This is a genomic window from Streptomyces sp. NPDC044003, from assembly GCF_056435185.1.
Genome location: NZ_JBWKFA010000002.1, coordinates 919,960 through 942,881 on the forward strand (window position 1 = coordinate 919,960; position 22,922 = coordinate 942,881).

Annotated in this window: 20 protein-coding genes; 11 read left to right on the top strand and 9 right to left on the bottom strand. The window is 71.7% G+C overall.

Annotated features, from left to right (window positions below; all coding sequences use genetic code 11):
* Positions 1 to 11: 11 nt before the first annotated feature.
* Together cobT and AC07AW_RS10825 are read right to left on the bottom strand one after the other, a co-directional pair.
* Positions 12 to 1,088 carry a nicotinate-nucleotide--dimethylbenzimidazole phosphoribosyltransferase gene (gene cobT, locus AC07AW_RS10820; RefSeq protein ID WP_478815085.1) on the bottom strand — a complete coding sequence of 359 codons (1,077 nt, stop codon included), beginning with the start codon at positions 1,086 to 1,088 and terminating at the stop codon, positions 12 to 14.
* 38 nt (positions 1,089 to 1,126) lie between these two features.
* On the bottom strand, positions 1,127 to 2,329 hold the full coding sequence (locus AC07AW_RS10825; RefSeq protein WP_478815086.1) for a bifunctional adenosylcobinamide kinase/adenosylcobinamide-phosphate guanylyltransferase: 1,203 nt from the start codon (positions 2,327 to 2,329) through the stop codon (positions 1,127 to 1,129).
* A gap of 91 nt (positions 2,330 to 2,420) precedes the next feature.
* Between AC07AW_RS10825 and AC07AW_RS10830 the strand changes: the two genes are divergently transcribed.
* Complete coding sequence (locus tag AC07AW_RS10830) at positions 2,421 to 2,627, top strand: hypothetical protein (protein WP_055600478.1); 207 nt, start codon at positions 2,421 to 2,423, stop codon at positions 2,625 to 2,627.
* Between the two features lie 266 nt (positions 2,628 to 2,893).
* Here the strand turns inward: AC07AW_RS10830 and AC07AW_RS10835 are convergent, their stop codons facing one another.
* From AC07AW_RS10835 to AC07AW_RS10845, 3 genes are all read right to left on the bottom strand, one after another.
* Positions 2,894 to 3,961, bottom strand: coding sequence for a S1C family serine protease (locus AC07AW_RS10835; protein ID WP_478815087.1), 1,068 nt, complete (start codon positions 3,959 to 3,961; stop codon positions 2,894 to 2,896).
* Positions 3,962 to 4,081: 120 nt separating this feature from the next.
* Positions 4,082 to 4,858 (bottom strand): class I SAM-dependent methyltransferase, encoded by a 777-nt coding sequence (locus AC07AW_RS10840; protein WP_478815088.1) that lies wholly within the window; start codon positions 4,856 to 4,858, stop codon positions 4,082 to 4,084.
* Positions 4,859 to 4,923: 65 nt separating this feature from the next.
* On the bottom strand, positions 4,924 to 5,529 hold the full coding sequence (locus tag AC07AW_RS10845; protein WP_478815089.1) for a DUF3043 domain-containing protein: 606 nt from the start codon (positions 5,527 to 5,529) through the stop codon (positions 4,924 to 4,926).
* A gap of 273 nt (positions 5,530 to 5,802) precedes the next feature.
* Between AC07AW_RS10845 and AC07AW_RS10850 the strand changes: the two genes are divergently transcribed.
* The 5 genes from AC07AW_RS10850 (at position 5,803) to AC07AW_RS10870 (ending at position 12,524) form a co-directional block, all read left to right on the top strand.
* Positions 5,803 to 6,597, top strand: coding sequence for a PspA/IM30 family protein (locus tag AC07AW_RS10850; RefSeq protein WP_478815090.1), 795 nt, complete (start codon positions 5,803 to 5,805; stop codon positions 6,595 to 6,597).
* A 30-nt stretch (positions 6,598 to 6,627) separates the two neighbouring features.
* Positions 6,628 to 6,906 carry a PspA-associated protein PspAA gene (gene pspAA, locus AC07AW_RS10855; protein WP_478815091.1) on the top strand — a complete coding sequence of 93 codons (279 nt, stop codon included), beginning with the start codon at positions 6,628 to 6,630 and terminating at the stop codon, positions 6,904 to 6,906.
* Between the two features lie 370 nt (positions 6,907 to 7,276).
* Positions 7,277 to 8,533 (top strand): sensor histidine kinase, encoded by a 1,257-nt coding sequence (locus AC07AW_RS10860; RefSeq protein WP_478815092.1) that lies wholly within the window; start codon positions 7,277 to 7,279, stop codon positions 8,531 to 8,533.
* Entirely contained in the window at positions 8,530 to 9,219 is a 690-nt protein-coding gene (locus AC07AW_RS10865; RefSeq protein ID WP_478815093.1) for a response regulator, read from the top strand. The genes AC07AW_RS10860 and AC07AW_RS10865 overlap by 4 nt, the downstream gene beginning before the upstream one ends.
* Positions 9,220 to 9,395: 176 nt before the next feature.
* A complete protein-coding gene (locus tag AC07AW_RS10870; protein WP_478815094.1) occupies positions 9,396 to 12,524 on the top strand; it encodes an efflux RND transporter permease subunit in 3,129 nt (1,042 codons plus the stop codon).
* Positions 12,525 to 12,596: 72 nt separating this feature from the next.
* Here the strand turns inward: AC07AW_RS10870 and nadA are convergent, their stop codons facing one another.
* Positions 12,597 to 13,787, bottom strand: coding sequence for a quinolinate synthase NadA (nadA, locus tag AC07AW_RS10875; protein WP_478815095.1), 1,191 nt, complete (start codon positions 13,785 to 13,787; stop codon positions 12,597 to 12,599).
* A 245-nt stretch (positions 13,788 to 14,032) separates the two neighbouring features.
* Between nadA and AC07AW_RS10880 the strand changes: the two genes are divergently transcribed.
* Positions 14,033 to 14,389: a HesB/IscA family protein gene (locus AC07AW_RS10880; protein WP_015033024.1), complete on the top strand. Its 357-nt coding sequence runs from the start codon at positions 14,033 to 14,035 to the stop codon at positions 14,387 to 14,389.
* Positions 14,390 to 14,465: 76 nt separating this feature from the next.
* Here the strand turns inward: AC07AW_RS10880 and AC07AW_RS10885 are convergent, their stop codons facing one another.
* Both AC07AW_RS10885 and AC07AW_RS10890 read right to left on the bottom strand, forming a co-directional pair.
* Entirely contained in the window at positions 14,466 to 15,914 is a 1,449-nt protein-coding gene (locus AC07AW_RS10885) for a hypothetical protein (protein WP_478815096.1), read from the bottom strand.
* A 66-nt stretch (positions 15,915 to 15,980) separates the two neighbouring features.
* Positions 15,981 to 16,187, bottom strand: coding sequence for a hypothetical protein (locus tag AC07AW_RS10890; RefSeq protein WP_478815097.1), 207 nt, complete (start codon positions 16,185 to 16,187; stop codon positions 15,981 to 15,983).
* 152 nt (positions 16,188 to 16,339) lie between these two features.
* Here AC07AW_RS10890 and AC07AW_RS10895 point away from each other — a divergent pair, with 152 nt between their 5' ends.
* Positions 16,340 to 17,314 carry a carbohydrate kinase family protein gene (locus AC07AW_RS10895; RefSeq protein ID WP_478815098.1) on the top strand — a complete coding sequence of 325 codons (975 nt, stop codon included), beginning with the start codon at positions 16,340 to 16,342 and terminating at the stop codon, positions 17,312 to 17,314.
* A 340-nt stretch (positions 17,315 to 17,654) separates the two neighbouring features.
* Here the strand turns inward: AC07AW_RS10895 and AC07AW_RS10900 are convergent, their stop codons facing one another.
* Positions 17,655 to 19,040 carry an aminotransferase class V-fold PLP-dependent enzyme gene (locus AC07AW_RS10900; protein ID WP_478815099.1) on the bottom strand — a complete coding sequence of 462 codons (1,386 nt, stop codon included), beginning with the start codon at positions 19,038 to 19,040 and terminating at the stop codon, positions 17,655 to 17,657.
* A 740-nt stretch (positions 19,041 to 19,780) separates the two neighbouring features.
* Between AC07AW_RS10900 and ctaC the strand changes: the two genes are divergently transcribed.
* The 3 genes from ctaC to AC07AW_RS10915 are packed head-to-tail and all read left to right on the top strand — an operon-like array spanning position 19,781 to position 22,871.
* Positions 19,781 to 20,746 carry an aa3-type cytochrome oxidase subunit II gene (gene ctaC, locus AC07AW_RS10905; protein ID WP_478815100.1) on the top strand — a complete coding sequence of 322 codons (966 nt, stop codon included), beginning with the start codon at positions 19,781 to 19,783 and terminating at the stop codon, positions 20,744 to 20,746.
* A complete protein-coding gene (gene ctaD, locus AC07AW_RS10910; protein WP_478815101.1) occupies positions 20,743 to 22,476 on the top strand; it encodes an aa3-type cytochrome oxidase subunit I in 1,734 nt (577 codons plus the stop codon). Before ctaC ends, ctaD begins: the two co-directional genes overlap by 4 nt.
* The gene (locus AC07AW_RS10915; protein ID WP_478815102.1) at positions 22,473 to 22,871 is read left to right on the top strand and encodes a cytochrome c oxidase subunit 4; all 399 of its coding nucleotides are present in this window, start codon (positions 22,473 to 22,475) and stop codon (positions 22,869 to 22,871) included. The genes ctaD and AC07AW_RS10915 overlap by 4 nt, the downstream gene beginning before the upstream one ends.
* The last annotated feature ends 51 nt before the right edge of the window (positions 22,872 to 22,922 follow it).

The window sequence follows — 22,922 nt, forward strand, 5'->3', positions numbered from 1 at the left end:
TCCGCCCGTACTCAGGCCTCCGTCGCACCCTCGCCGGCCGGAGTGGTCGGATCCGGACGCTCGGGCAGCTCCGCGGCGAACGCCGCAGCGGCCTGGACGAGGGGAAGTGCGAGCAATGCCCCGGTTCCCTCACCCACATGGACGCCGTGATCGAGCAACGGGTTGAGCGCCATCCGGTCCAGCGCCTTCGCCTGCGCCGGCTCCCCGCTCACCTGACCCGCCAGCCACCAGTCCGGCGCCCGGAACGCCGCCCGCTGCGCCACCAGCGCACAGGCCGCGCCCACCACACCGTCCAGGATCACCGGCATCCGCCGCACCGAGGCCTGGAGCAGGAACCCGGTCATCGCCGCCAGATCCGCCCCGCCGACCGCCGCGAGCAGCTCCAGCTGGTCGCCCAGGACCGGCCGGGCCCGCCGCAGCGCGTCCCGGATCGCCGCGCACTTGCGCATCCACGCCAGATCGTCGATTCCGGCACCGCCCCGGCCCGTCACCACCGAGGCGTCCGTCCCGCACAGCGCCGCGATCAGCGTCGACGCCGCGGTCGTGCCGCCGACGCTCAGATCCCCGAGCACCACCAGATCGGTGCCCGAGTCCGCCTCCTCGTCGGCGATCGCGATGCCGAGCCGGACCGCCGCCTCGGTCTCCTCGACCGTCAGCGCGTCCGCCACGTCGATCCGGCCACTGCCGCGCCGCACCCGGTGCCGTACCACCTCGGCGGGCAGCAGCTCCGGATCGCAGTCCAGACCGGCGTCCACGACCCGTACCGGCACGCCCATGGAACGGGCGAGCACGGCCACCGGGCTCGCCCCGTCGAGCACCGCGCGCACCAGCTCGTACGCCGTCCCCGCCGCACGGCCCGACACATCGAGCGAGGCCACCCCGTGGTCGCCCGCGAACAGCACGACCTTCGGCTGCTCGATCGCCCGCACCTTGACCGAGGACTGGGCCGCGGACAGCCACTCGCCCAGCTCGTCGAGCCGGCCCAGCGCCCCCGGCGGCACGGTCAGCCGCTCCCGGCGCTCCTCGGCATCACGCCGTATCCCGCCGTCGGGGCGCTCGATCAGATCGGAGAAGTCGTCGAGGTTCAAGGGTTCCGCCTAGTGACAGGTAATTCGGTGATCGCACCCTACCCGCGCAGCACCAGCGCCTGACCCGCGACCACGAGGACGACCTCCTCGCACTCGTCCGCGAAGGCCGCGTTCAGCCGGCCCAGCTCGTCCCGGAAGCGGCGCCCCGCCGCCGTCGCCGGCACCACCCCCGAGCCGACCTCGTTCGTCACCGTCACGACCGTACGGCCCGTCGCCCGCACCGCCGCCACCAGCTCCGCCGTCCGCTCCCGCAGCGCCGCCTGCCCGCCGTCCCGCCACCGCTCGTCGTCCCAGGCACCCACCCGGTCCATGGCGTCCGTCAGCCACAGCGACAGACAGTCGATCAGCAGCGCCGGGCCGTCCTCCGCGAGCAGCGGTACGAGCTCGCAGGTCTCCGCCGTACGCCACGAGGCCGGCCGCCGCTCCCGGTGCAGCCCCACCCGCTCGGCCCACTCCGGGTCGCCCTCCCTGGTCCCGCCCGTCGCCACGTACAGCACCTCGGGGAAGGTCTCCAGACGCCGCTCGGCCTCCACCGACTTCCCCGACCGCGCCCCGCCCGTCACCAGCGTCCGCCGGGGCACCTCCGGCACCTCGTGGTAGTCACCGACGTACAGCGTCGTCCCGTCCGGCACCGCCCGTGCCCCCGCCGCCGCGAGCTGCCGGTCCAGCTCCGCGCCCGCAGGCGCGTCGTGGTCCAGGTGCACCGCGATCACCTCGGTGGCCGGGCCGACGGCCCCGGTCGCCCGCAGCCGCGCCAGCCCGTCCGGCCGCCCGGTGACATCGGCGACGATCATGTCGTACGGCGCGCGGTGGTCGTCCCCGATCCCCGCGGGCGCACCCCCCGGCGGCAGGTACAGCAACCGCTCCCCGTCGGCCGAGGTCACCTCGTACCCGGTCCCGGGGGAGTCCATCGGCACCGCCCGTACCCGGTGCCCGCTGATCAGCGTCAACTCGCGTCCGTCCGGCACCCGCCCGGCGGTCGGAAGCCCCGCGGGCACCTCCACGGCGGGCCCGTCGTGCGGATGCGTGAGCAGCACCTGCCGCACCGCCACCAGCGAATGCCCCGACCGGGCGGCGGCGAGCGCGGCCCCGGGGGTCAGATCGAGCAACAGGGCCCCGTCCACGAGCAGCGAGGTCGCAGCCCTCGCTCGCTCCCCACGGGACAGCGCGCACACGGCGCAGGGGCAGTCGGGGCGGGGGAGGCCGAGCGGGGCGCCGGTGCCGAGCAGAGTCAGTTCCACCCTCAGATCCTCCCGCGCCACCGCAAGGCGTGCGCGCCCGGCTACGCTGCGGGCAGGAAACCGATCATCCGGTGAGCGCCAGGAGGCTTGCATGGCATGGACGTGGCGGTTCGAGAAGTCCGACGGCACCGAGGTCGAGCCGGTGGTGACCCCGGAGGAGTTCACCACCCAGGGCGACGCGGAGAGCTGGATCGGCGAAAACTGGCGTGACCTCCTGAGCGGCGGCGCGGACCAGGTGACGCTGTCGGAGGACGGGACGAAGATCTACGGCCCGATGCCCTTGAACGCGGAGGGCTAGAAGCACCCCCCGTTGTGGGCACGCGTTCCGCCGGGGCTGCGCCCACCCCCACCCCGTTGTGGGCAGGCGTTCCGCAAGGGGCGGAACGGGTGGGCACAACGGAACGGCGCCCTTGCCGGCGCCAGAGGCTCTCGTGCCCTGACCCGCACCACGTTGTGCGCCGCCACGCGTGGTGCGGGTCCAGGCGCGGAACGCGGAGGCGCCGCTAGAGGGCGCCGTCCCGTGTGCCCACCCGGGCCGGGGTGCGGGCTCGCACGGGTCGCGGTCTACATCTCGCCCAGCGTGACCTCCGTCTTGTGCGTCGTCGCGCCGCGCGTGTACACCACCGTCACCTTGTCCCCCGGCTTCATCGACGCCAGCGCCTCCGACAGCGACGTGATCGTCGTGATCTCCGTGTCGCCGAGGCGCGTGATCACGTCGCCCGGTTTCAGGCCCGCCTGCCCCGCCGCCCCGTCCGGCGGCGCCTCGACCACCGCCACGCCCGCCGGCTCGTAGTTGTCGTCGAGGACCGTACGGCCGGTGATGTTCAGGGCGGCCCGGCCCGAGTCCGTCACCTTGCCGTTCTTGACGATCTGGTCCGCGATCGTCTTCACCATCGACGCGGGGATCGCGAAGCCGATGCCGGGCGCGGAGCCGCCGCCCAGCTCGGGGTCGGTCGCGGCGAGGGTCGGGATGCCGATGACCTCGCTGTCGAGGTTCACCAGGGCGCCCCCGCTGTTGCCGGGGTTGATCGCCGCCGATGTCTGGACCATGTTCGCGATCGTCGCGCCCGTCCCGCCCCCGTCCCTTCCCTCGCTGACCGTCCGGCCGGTGGCGGAGACGATGCCCTGGGTCACGCTGCCGGACAGGCCCAGCGGGGAGCCCATCGCGAGGACGATCTGTCCCATGTCGACGGCGGCCGAGTTGCCGAACGTCGCCGCCCTCAGCCCCTGCGGCACGCTGTCCAGCTTGAGCACCGCGAGGTCCTGCTCGGGGTACGAGGAGACGAGCCGTGCCGTCACCGCCTGCCCGCCGGTGGCCGCCGTGACCTTGAAGGCCTGCTCCTGGCCGATGACGTGCGCGTTGGTGACGATGTGGCCCTTGCCGTCGTAGACGACCCCGGAGCCGAGGTTGTTCCCCGCCTCGATCTGCACGACCGAGGGCAGGACGTTCCTGATGACGGCCTGGTAGTCGTCCTGGAGCTCGTTGGTCGCGACCGGCGCCGCCGCCTGGGTCGACCGCTCCGGGGCGGCGTCTCCGCCGGAGGACGAACAGCCGCCGACGAGTGCGACGGCACAGGCCCCGGCGGTGAGCGGCAGGAGGATGTGACGGGCACGGGCACGGGATACGTCCATGTCCGGAGTATCCGTTTGCGCCCCGCCCCCGGCCCGGCGAGCGCACCCGATCAGGGGTGCGCGAACGCCGGACGTGCGGGCCTCAGCCCCGAAGAACGCCGACCCGCCGACGGGCCGGCCTCAGCCCCGTACCCCGCACAGGTGCAGCAGCGCCGCGATCCGCCGGTACGGATCCGTGCGCCCCGCCCGGTCCTCGGCGGCGAGCAGCCGGTCCAGCTCCTCGGCGGCGGGCAGACCCGCGTCCGCGGGGACGTCGTCCGTGAAGACCCGCACCCCGTACCAGGCGTGCAGCGGCGCCGCGATCCCCGCGAGCGTCGCCGTGAGCGCGTCGAGCCGGTCGGCCCGCACCTTCACGCCGATGTCGTCCGTGTAGACGTCGGAGTCGAAGGCGGCGAGCGCCCCCGACCAGTCCCCGGCGAGCCCCGGCCGCATGGACAGGGCCTCCGCGTTCCGTACCACCAGGGACAGCAGGCCGCCGGGCGCCAGCATCCGGGCCAGTCCCGCGAGCAGCGCGTCGGGCTCGTCCGCGTACATCAGCACGCCGTGGCAGAGGACCACGTCGAAACTGCCGGGCAGGAAGTGCACCCCGGTCTCGCGGCCGTCGCCCTCGATCATCCGGACCCGCTCGCGGATCCCGGCGGGCTCCGTCGCCAGCGACTCACGGGCCGTCTTCAGGAGGTCCGGGTCGGCCTCCAGACCGGTCACGGTGTGCCCGGCCCGGGCCAGGCGCAGGGCCTGGGTGCCCTGGCCCATGCCCGCGTCGAGGATGCGCAGCCGCTGCCCCACCGGGTAGCGGCCGGTTATCTGCTCGTCGAGCTGACGGGCGACGATCTCCTGCCGGATGGTGTCGCGCAGTCCGCCGGGACCGGCGGGCCAGTGGGCGACGACGGGCAGCACCGGACCACCCGACTCCGACGTGGCTCCGCCGAACGCGCGCCCGTCGAACTCCGAGCTGTCGGCGCTCAGGGCCGCTCTCCGCGCTTGACCTGCGGCTTCGGCAGACGCAGTCGGCGCATCTGGAGCGTGCGCATCAGGCCGTAGGCGATGGCGCCGCGCTTCGGCTCGTTCGGGAAGCGCTCGTTGAGCTGCTTCCGCAGGCGGATCCAGATGCCGATCGAGTCGATGACGATCAGGACGATCACGCCGAGCCAGAGCAGCAGGGAGATGTTCTGCAGCGACCGGTTGGCGTTGCCGAACAGCGACAGCACGAGGATCACCACGGCCATCGGCAGGAAGAACTCGGCGATCGCGAACCGCGAGTCGACGAAGTCGCGCACGAAACGGCGGACCGGACCCTTGTCGCGGGCGGGCAGGTAACGCTCGTCGCCGCTGGCCAGCGCCTCGCGCTGCCGGGCCAGGTCCGAGCGGCGTGCCTCGCGCTGACGCTTGGAGGCCTCCTTGCGGTCGGTCGGCACCGTCGCGGCGCGACGGCGCTGGGTCTGCGCGTCGCTCCGCTTCGGGGTCGGGCGGCCCTTGGGGGCCTCGGGGTCGCGGGGCTGCTTGCTGGAGAGGTCCGCCGTCACCTTGTCGGTGGGGGCCTTCTCGTCCTTCGAACGGCTACGGAACACAAAACCCAAGGGTACGGGGTAGCGGGCATGAACCCCATGCGGGCCGGGAACGATCCGCTAACGGACTGCGTCTTGGGCGGTACGTACGAAGGACGGTGCGGGGATCTCCCGGAGATCCCTCTACTCCCTGCGCGGGAGGGAACACCGCGCGCAGTCGTCCTTGGGGAGGAGCGCATCCCGCTCCGAACAGTGCGGTAATGGAGACAGGGCCCGTACTGTGGATCCTGTTGAAGAGCTGGAGCCGAGTCCGTCAGAAGGGGGCGCGCGAAGCCCATGAGCGGTGTCATGAAGCGTATGGGGATGATCTTCCGCGCGAAGGCGAACAAGGCCCTTGACCGGGCCGAGGATCCGCGCGAGACGCTCGATTACTCCTACCAGAAGCAGCTGGAGCTGCTGCAGAAGGTGCGGCGGGGTGTCGCCGACGTCGCCACCTCCCGCAAGCGGCTCGAACTCCAGCTGAACCAGCTGCAGGGCCAGTCCGCCAAGCTGGAGGACCAGGGCCGCAAGGCCCTCGCCCTCGGCCGCGAGGACCTGGCGCGCGAGGCGCTGTCCCGGCGGGCCGCGCTCCAGCAGCAGGTCAGCGACCTGGAGGTGCAGCACCAGACGCTGCAGGGCGAGGAGGAGAAGCTCACCCTCGCCGCCCAGCGTCTCCAGGCCAAGGTGGACGCCTTCCGCACCAAGAAGGAGACCATCAAGGCGACCTACACGGCGGCCCAGGCGCAGACCCGGATCGCCGAGTCCTTCTCCGGCATCTCGGAGGAGATGAGCGACGTCGGTCTGGCGATCCAGCGGGCCGAGGACAAGACCGCCCAGCTCCAGGCGCGCGCCGGCGCGATCGACGAGCTCCTCGCCTCCGGCGCGCTCGACGACCAGTCGGGCCTGGCCAAGGACGACATCCAGGCGGAGCTGGACCGGCTGTCCGGCGGCACGGACGTCGAGCTGGAGCTCCAGCGGATGAAGGCCGAGCTGGCCGGCGGCCCCTCGGCGCAGCAGCAGGCCATCGAGGGCGGTGGCGCGGCCGCGCCGCAGGACCGCCAGTCCCAGTCCCACCCGCGCTTCGAGAAGTAGGCGACAGCTCTTCGGAAGACAGGACGCGTCATGATCGTACGGATCATGGGGGAGGGCCAGTGGAAGCTGGCCAACAGCCACTTGGGTGACCTGAACTCGCTCGACGACGAGCTGCTCGACGAGATGGAGGCCGGGGACGAGGAAGGCTTCCGGCGCACGCTGGGCGCCCTCCTCGACGCGGTCCGCCGGCTTGGTTCGCCCCTCCCGGACGACGCCCTGGAGCCCTCGGAACTGATCCTCCCGGCGCCGGGGGCGACTCTGGACGAGGTCCGCGCCATGCTCTCCGACGACGGCCTGATCCCAGGCTGACGCCCCGCGCCCCGGCCCGCCGCCGTGTGGGCCCGCGCCCCGCCCGTGTGGGCCCGCGCCCCGCCCGTGTGGGGCGGTGCCCCCGCCCGTGTGGGCAATCGTCCCGCTGGGGCGGGACGGGTGGGCACACGGGACGGCGCCCCTAGCGGCGCCTCCGCGTTCCGAGCCTGAACCCGCACCCGTAGCGGCGGCACACATCGTGGTGCGGGTCAGGGCGCGGAAGCCTCTGGCGCCGGCAGGGCGCGGGTCCGTTGTGCCCACCCGTTCCGCCCCTTGCGGAACGCCTGCCCACAACGAGGTGGGGGTGGGCACCGCCCCGGTGGAACGCGTGCCCACACGGCGGGTGGGTACCGCCCCGTACCGTGGTCCCGTGACCCCACCCGGCCCTGCCACCGGCACCCCCCACGCCCGTCTCCGCGACTGGTTCCACGCGCACCCGCTCGCGTTCGACGCGACCATCGCGGCCGGCGCGCTCGTCGCCATGATCGCCGGGTCGTTCACCGACCCGCACGGCAGCCCGGACGGGCCGACGTTCGGGGATCACAGCCCCGACCTGCTGAGCGTGCTGATCATGATCGCGGGGGCGGCCGCCCTCGTGATGCGCCGCCGCAGCCCCTTCGCCGTGCTCGCCTTCACCGTCACGATCAGCCTCTTCGAGCTCGTCAACGACAACCGCCCCGCCCCGATCGCCATGAGCGCCGTCGTCGCGCTCTACACGGTCGCCTCCCGCACCGACCGCCCCACCACCTGGCGGGTGGGCCTCGTCACGATGGCGGTGCTGACCGCCGCGGCCATGGTCTTCGGGCCGACCCACTGGTACGCGCAGGAGAACCTGGGCGTCTTCGCCTGGACCGGGATGGCCGCGGCCGCCGGGGACGCCGTCCGCAGCCGCCGGGCCTTCGTGGACGCGATCCGGGAGCGCGCCGAGCGGGCCGAGCGGACCCGCGAGGAGGAGGCCGGGCGACGGGTCGCCGAGGAGCGGCTGCGGATCGCCCGCGACCTCCACGACGTCGTCGCCCACCACATCGCCCTGGTGAACGTCCAGGCCGGCGTCGCCGCCCACGTCATGGACAAGCGCCCCGACCAGGCCAAGGAGGCCCTCGCGCACGTCCGCGAGGCCAGCCGTTCCGCCCTGGACGAGCTGCGCGCCACCGTCGGCCTGCTGCGCCAGTCCGGCGACCCGGAGGCCCCCACCGAGCCCGCCCCGGGCCTCGCCGTCCTCGACGGGCTGCTCGACAGCTTCCGCAAGGCCGGTCTCCCCGTCGCCCTGGCCCGCGCGGACGAGGGCCTGACGCTGCCCGCGACCGTCGACCTCGCCGCGTACCGGATCGTGCAGGAGGCCCTGACGAACGTCCGCAAGCACGCGGGACCGGACGCGAAGGCCGAGGTGAGCGTCGTCCGGGTGGGCCGTACGGTCGAGATCACCGTCCTCGACAACGGCACGCCCCCGGCCGTCCCGCCCCAGGCCGCCGAGCAGCCCCCGGTCGGCGGCCACGGACTGCTCGGCATGCGGGAGCGGGTCGGCGCGCTCGGCGGCACCCTCACCACCGCCCCCCGCTACGGCGGCGGCTTCCGCGTCCAGGCGATACTGCCGGTGACGTGCCGCACGGGGGAGGACCGCACATGACGATCCGGGTACTGCTCGCCGACGACCAGGCCCTGCTCCGCAGCGCCTTCAAGGTCCTGGTGGACTCCGAGCCCGACATGGAGGTCGTCGGGGAGGCGCCCGACGGCGCCGAGGCGGTCACGCTCGCCCGGGCCACGCGGCCCGACGTCGTCCTGATGGACATCCGCATGCCGGGCACCGACGGTCTCGCCGCCACCCGGATGATCACCGCCGATCCCGAGCTCGCCGACGTACGGATCGTCATGCTGACCACCTTCGAGGTCGACGAGTACGTCGTGCAGTCGCTGCGCGCCGGCGCCTCCGGCTTCCTCGGCAAGGGGGCCGAGCCGGAGGAGCTCCTCGGCGCGATCCGGATCGCGCACGCCGGGGAGGCGCTGCTCTCCCCGGCCGCCACCAAAGGGCTGATCGCCACCTTCCTCGCGCAGGGCTCCGGCGCGGAGGCCGCCGGCGAGGGAGCCGGGGCGCGCTCCGAGCGGCTCGCGGCGCTCACCGCACGGGAGCGGGAGGTCCTCGTCCTGGTCGCGGGGGGTCTCTCCAACGACGAGATCGCCGAGCGGCTCGACGTCAGTCCGCTCACGGTGAAGACGCATGTCAACCGGACGATGGCCAAGCTCGGCGCCCGCGACCGGGCGCAGCTGGTGGTCACGGCGTACGAGTCCGGTCTCGTACGCCCTCGGGTGGAGTGAGCGCGTACTCCAGACGCGGTATGCGCGGCGTAAAGAAGTGGACCCGGGGGCCGAGGACTTCCGGCCGGGGATGGCAGATCGTATAGGCGGGGGGCACCTCCGGCGGATCCAGCGGGTCCGGCCGGGGTCTTGGCTGCTCCCGCATGTCGACGAGTACGCCACAGAAGAGAGACCCCATGTCCTGGCTGTCCAGATTCAGCCTCGCGCAAAGGGCCCTGATCGGGCTGATGTCCATCGTCGCGATCGTGTTCGGGGCGATCGCGATCCCGCAGCTGAAGCAGCAGTTGCTGCCCTCGATCGAGCTCCCCATGGTGTCGGTCCTGGCCCCGTACCAGGGCGCCTCTCCCGACGTGGTCGAGAAGCAGGTCGTCGAGCCGCTGGAGAACAGCCTCAAGGCCGTCGACGGCCTGAAGTCGGTCACCGCGACCGCCTCCGAGGGCAGCGCCGTCATCATGGCCTCCTTCGACTACGGCGACGAGTCGACGAAGCAGCTCGTCGCCGACGTCCAGCAGGCCGTGAACCGGGCCCGCGCGCAGCTCCCCGACAGCGTCGACCCGCAGGTGATCGCCGGTTCGACGGACGACATGCCGACCGTCGTCCTCGCCGCCTCCTCGGACAAGGACCCGCAGGCGCTCGCCGACCAGCTGCAGAAGACCGTCGTCCCCGTCCTGGAGGACATCGAGGGCGTCGGTCGGGTGTCGATCGACGGCGTCCAGGACCTCCAGGTCTCCGTCACCCCGGACGAGCGCAAGCTCGCCGCGGCCGGCCTGAACACCATGAGGCTCGCCGAGGCCCTGCGCTCCGGCGGCGCCACGATGCCGGCCGGCGCCTTCTCGGAGGCCGGCAAGTCCCGCACGATCCAGGTCGGCGGCGGCTACACCTCGCTGAAGCAGATCGAGGACCTGCGCATCCCCGCGGCCGTCCCCGGCAAGGCCAAGGCGGTCCGCCTCGGAGACGTCGCCACCGTGAAGCAGGAGGAGTCGCCGCGCGTCTCCCTCACGCGCACGAACGGCAAGCCCAGCCTCGCCGTCTTCGCCACCATGGACAAGGACGGCAGCGCCGTCGCGATCTCCGACGCCGTCGAGGAGAAGCTGCCCGAGCTGCGCCGCGACCTCGGTGCAGGCGCCGAGCTGACCGTGGTCTCCGACCAGGGCCCGGCCGTCGCCAAGGCCGTCTCCGGCCTGACCACGGAGGGTGCGCTCGGCCTCGTCATGGCCGTCCTGGTGATCCTGGTCTTCCTCGCCTCGCTCCGCTCGACGCTGGTGACCGCGGTCTCCATCCCGCTCTCGGTCGTCCTCGCCCTCATCGTGCTGTGGACCCGCGACCTCTCGCTGAACATGCTGACGCTCGGCGCGCTCACCATCGCCATCGGCCGGGTCGTCGACGACTCGATCGTGGTCCTGGAGAACATCAAGCGCCACCTGGGCTACGGCGAGGAGCGCCAGGCCGCGATCCTCACCGCGGTCCGTGAGGTGGCGGGCGCCGTCACCTCCTCGACGCTCACCACCGTCGCCGTGTTCCTGCCGATCGGTCTGGTCGGCGGCATCGTCGGCGAGATGTTCGGCTCCTTCTCCCTGACGGTGACGGCGGCCCTGCTCGCCTCGCTGCTCGTCTCCCTGACCGTGGTCCCGGTGCTCTCGTACTGGTTCCTGCGCGCCCCCAAGGGCACCTCGCAGGACCCGGAGGAGGCCCGTCGCCGCGCCGAGGAGAAGGAGGAGAAGAGCCGCCTCCAGCGTGCGTACGTGCCGGTCCTGCGGTTCGCGACCCGGCGCCGGCTCACCAGCCTCGCCATCGCCCTCGTCGTCCTGGTCGTCACCTTCGGCATGGGCGGCCTCCTGAAGACGAACTTCTTCGACCCGGGCGAGCAGGAGGTGCTCAACATCAAGCAGGAGCTGGCGCCCGGCACCAGCCTGAGCGCCTCCGACGAGTCCGCGAAGAAGATCGAGAAGGTCCTCGCGGAGACCGAGGGCGTCAAGGACTACCAGGTCACCGTCGGCTCCTCCGGCTTCATGGCGGCCTTCGGCGGCGGCACCGGCTCCCACCAGGCCTCCTACAAGGTGAGCCTGGAGGAGTCCGCCTCGTACGAGAAGACGCGTGACGCCATCCAGAAGGGCCTCGGCGCCCTCGACGGGATCGGCGACACCACCATCGCGGCCGGCGACGGCTTCGGCTCCCAGAACCTGAGCGTGGTCGTCAAGGCCGCCGACGCGGAGGTCCTCAAGAAGGCCTCCGAGCAGGTCCGGTCGGCGGTCGCCGGGCTCAAGGACGTCTCCGACGTCCAGAGCGACCTCTCGCAGTCCGTCCCCCGGATCTCCGTGAAGGCGAACGCCAAGGCGGCCGACGCCGGCTTCGACACCACCTCGCTCGGCGCGATCGTCGCCCAGTCCGTCCGGGGGACCCCGGCCGCCAAGGCGATCCTCGACGACAGCGAGCGGGACGTCCTCATCACCTCGGCGCACCCGGCGACCACCCTGGCCTCGCTCAGGGCGCTGCCGCTCGGCCCGGTGAAGCTCGGCGACATCGCCACCGTCGAGCTGGTCCCCGGCCCGGTCTCGATGACCCGGATCGACGGCGCGCGCGCCGCGACGATCACGGCCAAGCCGGTCGGCGACAACACCGGCGCGGTGGGCGCCGACCTCCAGGCGAAGCTCAAGGCGCTCGACCTGCCCGAGGGCGCCACGGCCACCGTCGGAGGCGTCACCGCGGACCAGTCCGACGCCTTCCTCAACCTGTTCCTGGCGATGCTCGCGGCCGTCGCGATCGTCTTCATGCTCCTGGTGGCGACCTTCCGCTCGCTGATCCAGCCGCTGATCCTGCTGGTCTCGATCCCGTTCGCCGCGACCGGCGCGATCGGTCTGCTCGTGGTCACCGGCACGGCGATGGGCGTCCCGGCGATGATCGGCATGCTGATGCTCATCGGCATCGTCGTCACCAACGCGATCGTCCTGATCGACCTGATCAACCAGTACCGGGCGCAGGGCCTGGGCGTCGTCGAAGCGGTGGTCGAGGGCGGCCGGCACCGGCTCCGCCCGATCCTGATGACCGCCCTGGCGACGATCTTCGCGCTGCTGCCGATGGCCCTCGGCATCACCGGCGAGGGCGGCTTCATCGCCCAGCCGCTGGCCGTGGTGGTGATCGGTGGTCTGATCACCTCGACGCTGCTGACCCTGCTCCTCGTCCCGACGCTCTACGCGATGGTGGAGCTCCGCAAGGAGCGCCGCGCGCAGAAGAAGGCGGCGAAGAAGGGGTCGGAGCCCGGCGGTGCGTCGGTGCCGCCGCAGGTGAAGGAGCCGACCGCGGTCTGATCCGTACGGCATGAGGAAGGGGCGCCCCGCGATGTGCGGGGCGCCCCTTCCGGCGTACGTACGGGAGAACCGTTACGGCAGCGCCAGCATCCGCTCCAGGGCGAGCTTGGCGAAGCTCTCCGTCTCCTTGTCGACCTGGATCTGGTTGACGAGGTTGCCCTCGGCCAGGGACTCCAGGGTCCACACCAGGTGCGGGAGGTCGATGCGGTTCATCGTCGAGCAGAAGCAGACCGTCTTGTCGAGGAAGACGATCTCCTTGCCCTGGTCGGCGTAACGGTTCGCCAGCCGGCGGACGAGGTTCAGCTCGGTGCCGATCGCCCACTTGGAACCGGCCGGGGCCGCCTCCAGGGTGTTGATGATGTACTCGGTCGAGCCCACGTAGTCCGCGGCGGCGACGACCTCGTGCTTGCACTCGGGGTGGACGAGCACGTTCACGCCCGGGATGCGCTCGCGGACGTGGTTCACCGAGTCCAGCGAGAAGCGGCCGTGCACCGAGCAGTGGCCCCGCCAGAGGATCATCTTGGCGGCGCGCAGCTCCTCGACGGTGAGCCCGCCGTTCGGCTTGTGCGGGTTGTAGACCACGCAGTCGTCGAGGGACATGCCCATGTCGCGGACGGCGGTGTTGCGGCCCAGGTGCTGGTCCGGCAGGAACAGGACCTTTGTCGTGCCGGGCTCTCCCTGCTCGAAGGCCCAGTTCAGGGCCCGCTCGGCGTTGGACGAGGTGCAGATCGTGCCCCCGTGCTTGCCTGTGAAGGCCTTGATGTCGGCCGAGGAGTTCATGTACGAGACGGGCACGACCTGCTCGGCGACGCCGGCCTCGGTCAGCACGTCCCAGCACTCGGCGACCTGCTCGGCGGTGGCCATGTCGGCCATCGAGCAGCCGGCCGCGAGGTCGGGCAGGACGACCTTCTGGTCGTCGACGGTGAGGATGTCGGCCGACTCCGCCATGAAGTGGACACCGCAGAAGACGATGTACTCGGCCTCCGGCTTGGCGGCGGCGTCGCGCGCGAGCTTGAAGGAGTCGCCGGTCACGTCGGCGAACTGGATGACCTCGTCGCGCTGGTAGTGATGGCCGAGCACGAAGACCTTGTCCCCGAGCTTCTCCTTCGCGGCGCGGGCGCGCTCCACGAGGTCCGGGTCGGAGGGCGACGGCAGATCGCCGGGACACTCCACGCCGCGCTCACTCTTCGGGTCGGCTTCGCGACCGAGCAGGAGAAGGGCGAGCGGCGTCGGCTGCACATCCAGGGGCTGGGCGGTGGTCACGTCACGCACCCTTTCTTCGGGGTCTTCGGAAACGCTTTTCGTCGAAATGACGCTATCTATCATAACCGCTTCACGTCAGGATGACGATGGCCATAGTGTCGATGTGACGAATTCGCTGTCCGCGCTCCTGGACATGGTGTGCGAGCATGAAAGAGGGAAGACCCCACTCGGCCCGGAATGAATCCGGGGCACCGTCGGTTGCAACCGTCGGCAAGCAGTCTCCGTACACACCGGGAGAGAAGCAGATGTCCGTATCGGACGAGAAGACCACTGTCAGCGACGGCATCCTCCTGTCCGACGCCGCCGCGGCCAAGGTCAAGGCCCTCCTCGACCAGGAAGGCCGCGAGGACCTGGCCCTGCGCGTCGCCGTTCAGCCCGGCGGCTGCTCCGGCCTGCGTTACCAGCTGTTCTTCGACGAGCGTTCGCTCGACGGCGACGTCGTGAAGGACTTCGACGGCGTCAAGGTCGTCACCGACCGCATGAGCGCCCCGTACCTGGGCGGCGCGTCGATCGACTTCGTCGACACGATCGAGAAGCAGGGCTTCACGATCGACAACCCGAACGCCACGGGCTCCTGCGCCTGCGGCGACTCGTTCAGCTAAGCCTGTACGCACGTGAGGGCGGCGGCCCCGGGAGCTCCCCGGGCCGCCGCCCTCACGCGTACCCGCCCGCGCGGACTCAGCGGCGCGGCACGGCCTGACCGCTCGCCGCGTCCACCACGGTCCGCCCACCCAGCGGGCTCTGCAGCGTCACGGTCAGCGTGATCTCCTTGGCGACCGCGATGCACACCGTGTCGGGGTCGGACTTCTCCTCGATCCGCACCGTCACCTTCTCCGGGGTCTCGACGGCCTTCGCGGTGTACGTGGCGCACACCCCGCCGAAGAAGGTGAGAGACAGCTTCCGGCCGTCGTCCGCCGTCCGGTACGACTCGACCTGCTGGGGCCTCGTGACCGGCGACGGCTTCTCCGGCGGCGCCAGGTACTCCGGGGCCACCGCTGTCTCCGTCACCGTGTACGGCGCCCCGTCCACCGGGTCCGCCGTGAACAGCCAGGTGGGCACGAGCAGCCGCTCTCCCGCCACGTCCTTGGCGGCCAGGCCGAAGACGGCGGCCGTCACCGGGACCTCGGTCGGCGGCGCCGTGTCCACGGCCGACCGGCAGGGCGCGGCGGGCTCGTCCTTGCCGCTCCCGTCGACGTCCGCTGCCGCCGGCGGGTCGATCGCGCAACCGCCGATGCCGACCGGGCCCGTGCCCTTCGAGTCCTCGTTCAGCTCCGCGAGCGCCTTCGCCGCCCCGATCACCGGGTACGTGGCGCCCTTCACCGGCTCCTTGAGCGTCCCGCTCCCGGCGAACACCCGGCCGTTCGCGCCGACGTGCAGCCCCGTCGACCAGCCGTAGGTCGGCAGCCCGCCCACCACCGGATCGGCGTTGACCACCCGCACCGAAGTCATGATCACCTGGCTCGCGGTCACCTTCGCGTCGTCCTGGCCGAGCGCCTTCAGGACGGGGACGGCCGCCGCCTTCGCCGCCGCCTCGCTCACCGGCGAACCACCCCGCGAGGGCTTCGCCTCTCCCGGCGGCGGGCACTCCTTGCCCTTGAGGCAGGAGTCGCCGACCGGGCCGCCGTCGTACCAGGAGAACGACCAGCTCCCGGGCGCCTTCCGGGCCACGTCGAGGCGCGGCCCCGAACCGTCCTTCTCGGGCGCGATCGTCCAGACGTCCCCGACGAGGGAGGGCCGGCCCTCGATGCCGAGTGCTTCGGCCAGCCTGGTCACCTCGGCCGAGGTGACCAGGCCCTCGGGCCGGTGGACCGCGGCCGAGGAGGGCCCTTGGGGGAGGTGGCCCTTGGCTTTGTAGACCGTCCCGTTCGAGCCGCCGCCCGGGTCGGGCTCACCGGGCGCGATCCCGGGACCGCCGCCCGTGTCACCGCCGCCGCCCTCCAGGCGCAGGGGCGGAGGTGTCCCGACGGCGTCGTGGGCCTTGCCGCCCACCGCGACCGGCGTCGCCTCGCCGGGCGCCGTCGCCGCGACGGCGAGATAGACGCCACCGCCCCCGGCGAGCAGCACACCCGCCGCCACCGAGGCGGCGATGACGTTCCGTCGCCTCCGTACGTTCTCCGTACCGCTCACCGCAAAGCTCCCTCGTCTCGACCGGACGCCGATGGGACGGAGCGGAGGGGCGGACGGTTCCGTCCGTCAGCCGCCGTACTCGGCGGTGGCGTCGATCAGCCGGGCCGAGGCCGCCGGAACGACCACGCCGTGGATCGACGCGGGCGAGACCGGTACGGGCTTGGGGGAGACCGGGGTGACCCAGTGGGGGGCCATCCGAGCACCGTCCCCGCGCAGCTGGGCGAGGCTCAACTCGGACTCGTGTCGCTCACGGGGAGCGGGGTACGTGGTCATGGGCGCACCGTATGCACCACACCACTCCGGGGAAAAGGCCTACTCTGGGGTAGTTTCCACTGTTCGGCAGGCCGCGCCCCACCCGGTAGCGTGAACTGTCGCCCCTTTCGAGCGCTTCGCGCGCCCTACCGAATTCGCAGGAGCACCCCGCCGTGCGTATCGCAGTCACCGGCTCCATCGCCACCGACCACCTGATGACCTTCCCCGGCCGGTTCGCCGACCAGCTGGTGGCCGACCAGCTCCACACGGTGTCCCTCTCCTTCCTCGTCGACAACCTCGACGTCCGCCGGGGCGGCGTCGGCCCCAACATCTGCTTCGGCATGGGCCAGCTCGGCGGCAACCCGGTCCTGGTCGGCGCGGCCGGCTACGACTTCGACGAGTACCGCGCGTGGCTCGACCGGCACGGTGTCGACACCGGCTCCGTGCGCATCTCCGAGGTCCTGCACACGGCGCGCTTCGTCTGCACCACGGACAAGGACCACAACCAGATCGGCTCCTTCTACACCGGCGCCATGAGCGAGGCCCGGCTGATCGAGCTCAAGGCCGTCGCCGACCGCGTGGGCGGCCTCGACCTCGTCCTCATCGGCGCCGACGACCCCGAGGCGATGCTCCGCCACACCGAGGAGTGCAAGACCCGGGAGATCCCCTTCGCCGCGGACTTCTCGCAGCAGATCGCGCGGATGGACGGCGAGGAGATCCGCACGCTCCTGGACGGCGCCACGTACCTCTTCTCCAACGAGTACGAGAAGGGCCTCATCGAGTCCAAGACCGGCTGGACCGAGGCGGAGATCCTCTCCCGCGTCGGCCACCGCGTCACCACGCTCGGCTCGCGCGGCGTGCGCATCGAGCGGGTCGGCGAGACGCCCATCGAGGTCGGCTGCCCCGAGGAGACGGCCAAGGTCGACCCGACCGGCGTCGGCGACGCCTTCCGCGCGGGCTTCCTGACGGGTCTGTCGTGGGGTGTGGGCCTGGAGCGCGCGGCGCAGGTCGGCTGCATGCTCGCGACGCTGGTCATCGAGACGCTGGGCACGCAGGAGTACACGCTGCGGCGGGCGAACTTCATGGAGCGCTTCACGAAGGCGTACGGCGAGGAGGCGGCGACGGAGGTCCAGTCCCACCTCCTCTAAAACACGGGGCTCGGCCCCGCCCGCCCCGTTGTGGGCAATCGTTCCGCTGGGGCGGAACGGGTGGGCACAACGGACCCGCGCCCTGTCGGCGCCCGAGGCTTCCGCGCCCTGACCCGCACCACGTTGTGCGCCGCCGCTGGGGTGCGGGTCAGGGCGCGGAAGGCGGGGGCGCCGCTAGAGGGCGCCGTCCCGTGTGCCCACCCGTCCCGCCCTGCGGGACGATTGCCCACACGGCGGGTGGGCCGGGGCGCCGCCCATCGCGGGCGCGGGCCCCGCGGGCGGGGCGACGCCCCCGGCCAGCGAGGGCCCACACGGCGGCGGGGCGCCGGCCCCGTGAGGGTTACGACACGCGGCGGACCACGTACGCCACACCACCCCGCGCCGAAGGCTCCTCACCCACATACTCCTGCCCCCGCATCTCGCACCACGCCGGAATGTCGAGCCGCGCCGCCTCGTCGTCCGACAGCACCGTCACCGTCCCGCCCACCGGCACCTCCCCGATCACCTTCGCCAGTTCGATCACCGGGATCGGGCAGCGCTTGCCCAGGGAGTCCACGACGAGCGAGCCCGAGGACGCCGGGGCGGACGGTACGGACTCGGGGGCGCCGAGTCGTTCCCGTACGCCCGCCACCACCCCCGGGAGCACGGCGAGGAAGCGGTCCACGTCCTCCTCCGTCGTACCGGTCGGCAGGGACACCCGGACGTTCCCCTCGCTCAGCACCCCCATCGCGCGCAGCACATGGCTGGGCGTCAGCGTCGAACTCGTACACGACGAACCGGACGAAACGGAGAAGCCCTCCCGGTCCAGCTCGTGAAGAAGCGTCTCCCCGTCGACGTACAGACAGGAGAAGGTGACGAGGTGGGGGAGCCGGCGCACCGCGTCGCCCACCACCTCCACGTCCGGCACCAGCTCCGGCACCCGCGCCCGGATCCGGTCCACCAGGGCCCGTAGCCGCGTCCCCTCCGCGGCCGCCTCCGCTCGGACGGCCCGCAGCGAGGCCGCCGCCGCCACGATCGCCGGCAGGTTCTCGAAGCCCGGCGCCCGGCCCGACTCCCGTTCGTCGGACGGGCCTTGGGGGGCGAACCTGACCCCCTTGCGCACCGCGAGGAGGCCGACGCCCGCCGGACCGCCCCACTTGTGCGCGCTCGCCGCGAGCAGCGACCAGCCGCCCTCCACCGGACCCCAGCCCAGCGACTGGGCCGCGTCCACGAGCAGCGGCACCCCTGCCGCCCGGCAGGCCTCGGCGACCTCGGCCACCGGCTGCTCGGTCCCCACCTCGTGGTTGGCCGACTGGAGACAGGCCAGGGCGGTGCCGGAGTCGAGCGCCGCCGCGAATGCGGACGCGCCCACCGCGCCCGAGCGGCCCACCGGCACCTCGGTCACCGTGCCGCCCGCCGCCGCGTGGGTCTCTCCCGCGTGCAGGACGGAGGAGTGTTCGACCGCGGAGACCACGAGCCGGTTTCCGACACGCCGACGTCCCGCGAGCGCGCCGGAGATTCCGGCGTGAACCGCGCGCGTCCCCGAAGGAGTGAATACGAGCTCGTCCGGGCGGCACCCCACGGCCTCCGCCGCGGCCTCCCGGGCGGCGTCGAGCAGCAGCCGGGCCCGCCGGCCCTCCCGGTAGAGCCGGGCCGGGTCGGCCCAGCCCTCGTCCAGGGAGGCGAGCAGCGCCTGACGGGCGACGGGGTGCAGGGGAGCGGCGGACGCGGCGTCGAAGTACGGCATCCACCCACGGTAGAACGCCCGGATCCACCACCACGGCTCCGGGGACCCCGGCACGCGAAGAGCCCCCGCGGCCCGGGGACCGCGCCTCCCACCGAGCCGCCGCGGCCCGGGGACCCGGGCCTGCGCCGAGCCCCTACGGCCCGAGGTCCCTGCCGCTCGCCGACCCCCTACGGCCCGAGGTCCCTGCCGCTCGCCGACCCCCTGCGGCCCGAAGGCCCCACCGCCCACCGCGCCCCCGCGGCCCGAAGCCCCCGCCGCTCGCCGAGCCCTCGCGGCCCGAGGTCCCCACCTCCCACCGAGCCCCTGCGGCCCGAGGTCCCCACCGCCCACCGATTCCCCGCGGCCCGAGGCCCCCACCGTTCGCCGAGCCCCTGCGGCCCGAAGCCCCCACCTCCCACCGAGCCCCCGCGGCCGGGACCCCGGACCGCCCACCGCGCCCCCGCGGCCCGAAGCCCCCACCGTCCCCCGCCCCTGATGAGCCCCCGTCAGAACCCCGGCCCGGCGCGTCGGCAGGCCGCCGAACGGGCGTGCCGTAGCCCCCTCCGGAAGGTCGGAGTCCACCCCTTCGGGGACTCGGACGGCGCGTTGGGCACCCTCCCCGCGCGACCCCAAATAGCGTCCAGTAGGGTTTGGTCCGCATAAACATCCAAACCCCTGCCCGCGGCCGGGGCGGCGACCGACCAGCGAGACGGACGGCCGTGGCCGACCAACGCGGGCCGAGACTCTCGGGAAGGCGCTACGTGAGTCCCAACGGCTCCGACCGCTCGTCGCGGCGCCCGATGCGGCGGAAGCTGCCGCAGGTGCTGACTGCGGGCCTGATCCTGGCGACAGCCACGGGCTGCTCGTACAACTGGGAAGACTTCCCCCGCCTTGGTATGCCCACCCCCGTCACGGAAGAGGCGCCTCGGATCCTCTCCCTGTGGCAGGGCTCCTGGGCCGCCGCCCTCATCACGGGCGTCCTGGTGTGGGGCCTGATCCTCTGGGCCACCATCTTCCACCGGCGCAGCCGGACCAAGGTCGAGGTACCTCCGCAGACCCGTTACAACATGCCCATCGAGGCGCTGTACACGGTCACCCCGCTCATCATCGTCTCGGTGCTCTTCTACTTCACCGCACGCGACGAGTCGAAGCTCCTCGAGCTCACCCCGAAGCCGCCCCACACGGTCAACGTGGTCGGCTACCAGTGGAGCTGGGGCTTCAACTACATCGAGAACGTGCCCGGTGTTCAGGGTGACGCCAAGACGGACAAGAACCTCGCCTCGCTCCCGGACAAGTACCTCGCGGACTTCCCGGAGAACGCGGGCGGTGTCTACGACGCCGGCATCCCCGGCGACCGGAACCCGCAGACCGGCAACCCGGGCCCGACCCTGTGGCTGCCGAAGGGTGAGAAGGTCAGGTTCGTCCTGTCCTCCCGTGACGTCATCCACTCCTTCTGGGTGGTCCCCTTCCTCATGAAGCAGGACGTCATTCCGGGTCACACCAACGCCTTCGAGGTCATCCCGACGCAGGAAGGCACCTTCCTCGGGAAGTGCGCCGAGCTGTGCGGTGTCGACCACTCCCGGATGCTCTTCAACGTCAAGGTGGTCTCCCCGGAGCGCTACCAGGCGCACCTGAAGGAGCTGGCCGAGAAGGGGCAGACCGGCTACATCCCGTCTGGCATCGAGCAGACGGACCCGGCCAGGAATGCGGAGAAGCACCAACTGTGAGCATCCACGACGAAACCCAGGCCTCCGCAGCTGAGGACTCGTACGAGAACGAGCTGCCCGTCAGGCGCAAGCAGCCCGGCAACGTGGTCATCAAGTGGCTGACCACTACGGACCACAAGACGATCGGTACGCTCTACCTCGTCACGTCGTTCGTCTTCTTCTGCATCGGCGGACTCATGGCGCTCTTCATGCGCGCCGAGCTGGCCCGTCCGGGTACGCAGATCATGTCGAACGAGCAGTTCAACCAGGCGTTCACGATGCACGGCACGATCATGCTGCTGATGTTCGCGACGCCGCTGTTCGCCGGATTCGCGAACTGGATCATGCCGCTGCAGATCGGCGCGCCCGACGTGGCGTTCCCGCGGCTGAACATGTTCGCGTACTGGCTGTACCTCTTCGGCTCGATCATCGCGGTGGCCGGCTTCCTCACCCCGCAGGGTGCGGCCGACTTCGGCTGGTTCGCCTACTCCCCGCTGTCGGACGCCGTCCGCTCGCCGGGTGTCGGCGCCGACATGTGGATCATGGGTCTGGCCTTCTCCGGCTTCGGCACGATCCTCGGTTCGGTCAACTTCATCACCACGATCATCTGCATGCGCGCTCCGGGCATGACGATGTTCCGCATGCCGATCTTCGTCTGGAACGTGCTGCTGACCGGTGTCCTGGTCCTGCTCGCGTTCCCGGTCCTGGCGGCCGCGCTGTTCGCCCTGGAGGCGGACCGCAAGTTCGGTGCCCACGTCTTCGACGCGGCGAACGGCGGAGCACTGCTCTGGCAGCACCTCTTCTGGTTCTTCGGACACCCAGAGGTGTACATCATCGCCCTGCCGTTCTTCGGCATCATCTCCGAGGTCATCCCGGTCTTCAGCCGTAAGCCGATGTTCGGTTACATCGGTCTGGTGGCCGCGACCATCGCGATCGCCGGTCTGTCCGTGACCGTGTGGGCGCACCACATGTACGTCACCGGTGGCGTGCTCCTCCCGTTCTTCTCCTTCATGACGTTCCTCATCGCCGTACCGACCGGCGTGAAGTTCTTCAACTGGATCGGAACGATGTGGAAGGGCTCGCTGTCCTTCGAGACCCCGATGCTCTGGGCCGTCGGCTTCCTGATCACCTTCACCTTCGGTGGTCTGACCGGCGTCATCCTGGCCTCGCCCCCGATGGACTTCCACGTCTCCGACTCGTACTTCGTCGTGGCGCACTTCCACTACGTCATCTTCGGCACCGTCGTCTTCGCGATGTTCTCCGGCTTCCATTTCTGGTGGCCGAAGTTCACCGGCAAGATGCTCGACGAGCGCCTCGGCAAGATCACGTTCTGGACGCTGTTCGTGGGCTTCCACGGCACGTTCCTGGTGCAGCACTGGCTCGGTGCCGAGGGCATGCCGCGTCGTTACGCGGACTACCTCGACGCCGACGGCTTCACCGCGCTGAACACGATCTCGACGATCTCCTCGTTCCTGCTCGGTCTGTCGATCCTGCCGTTCTTCTACAACGTCTGGAAGACCGCCAAGTACGGCAAGAAGATCGAGGTCGACGACCCGTGGGGCTACGGCCGTTCGCTCGAGTGGGCGACGTCCTGCCCGCCGCCGCGGCACAACTTCCTCACCCTGCCGCGGATCCGTTCGGAATCCCCGGCGTTCGACCTGCACCACCCTGAGATCGCGGCTGTCGACCAGCTCGAGAACAAGCCGCACGAGGCCGCGGCCCTCACGGGCAGCAAGGAGGCCGGCAAGTGAAGATCCAGGGCAAGATGTTCATCTGGCTGAGCGTCTTCATCCTTGCCATGGCGGTCCTCTACGGCGTCTGGTCCAAGGAGCCGGTCGGTACGACGGCGCTCTTCCTGGCCTTCGGCCTGGCCATCATGATCGGCTACTACCTGGCCTTCACGGCCAAGCGTGTCGACGCGATGGCGCAGGACGACAAGGAGGCCGACGTCGCGGACGAGGCCGGTGAGGTGGGCTTCTTCGCCCCGCACAGCTGGCAGCCGCTCTCGCTGGCCGTCGGTGGCGCGCTCGCCTTCCTCGCGATCGCGATGGGCTGGTGGATCCTGTACTTCTCCGCCCCGCTGATCCTCGTCGGCCTGTTCGGCTGGGTCTTCGAGTTCTACCGCGGCGAGAACCAGAACCAGTAGCGGTACCCCGCTCCGCACCGGAGCACACAGAGGGGCCCGGACACTTCGTCA

What these genes read in the sequence shown, in the direction of transcription:
- AC07AW_RS10830 (WP_055600478.1), top strand. Translation starts at nt 2,421, where the DNA reads ATGGCATGGACGTGGCGGTTCGAGAAGTCCGACGGCACCGAGGTCGAG.
- AC07AW_RS10835 (WP_478815087.1), bottom strand. Translation starts at nt 3,961, where the DNA reads ATGGACGTATCCCGTGCCCGTGCCCGTCACATCCTCCTGCCGCTCACC.
- AC07AW_RS10850 (WP_478815090.1), top strand. Translation starts at nt 5,803, where the DNA reads ATGAGCGGTGTCATGAAGCGTATGGGGATGATCTTCCGCGCGAAGGCG.
- pspAA (WP_478815091.1), top strand. Translation starts at nt 6,628, where the DNA reads ATGATCGTACGGATCATGGGGGAGGGCCAGTGGAAGCTGGCCAACAGC.
- AC07AW_RS10865 (WP_478815093.1), top strand. Translation starts at nt 8,530, where the DNA reads ATGACGATCCGGGTACTGCTCGCCGACGACCAGGCCCTGCTCCGCAGC.
- AC07AW_RS10870 (WP_478815094.1), top strand. Translation starts at nt 9,396, where the DNA reads ATGTCCTGGCTGTCCAGATTCAGCCTCGCGCAAAGGGCCCTGATCGGG.
- AC07AW_RS10880 (WP_015033024.1), top strand. Translation starts at nt 14,033, where the DNA reads ATGTCCGTATCGGACGAGAAGACCACTGTCAGCGACGGCATCCTCCTG.
- AC07AW_RS10890 (WP_478815097.1), bottom strand. Translation starts at nt 16,187, where the DNA reads ATGACCACGTACCCCGCTCCCCGTGAGCGACACGAGTCCGAGTTGAGC.
- AC07AW_RS10900 (WP_478815099.1), bottom strand. Translation starts at nt 19,040, where the DNA reads ATGCCGTACTTCGACGCCGCGTCCGCCGCTCCCCTGCACCCCGTCGCC.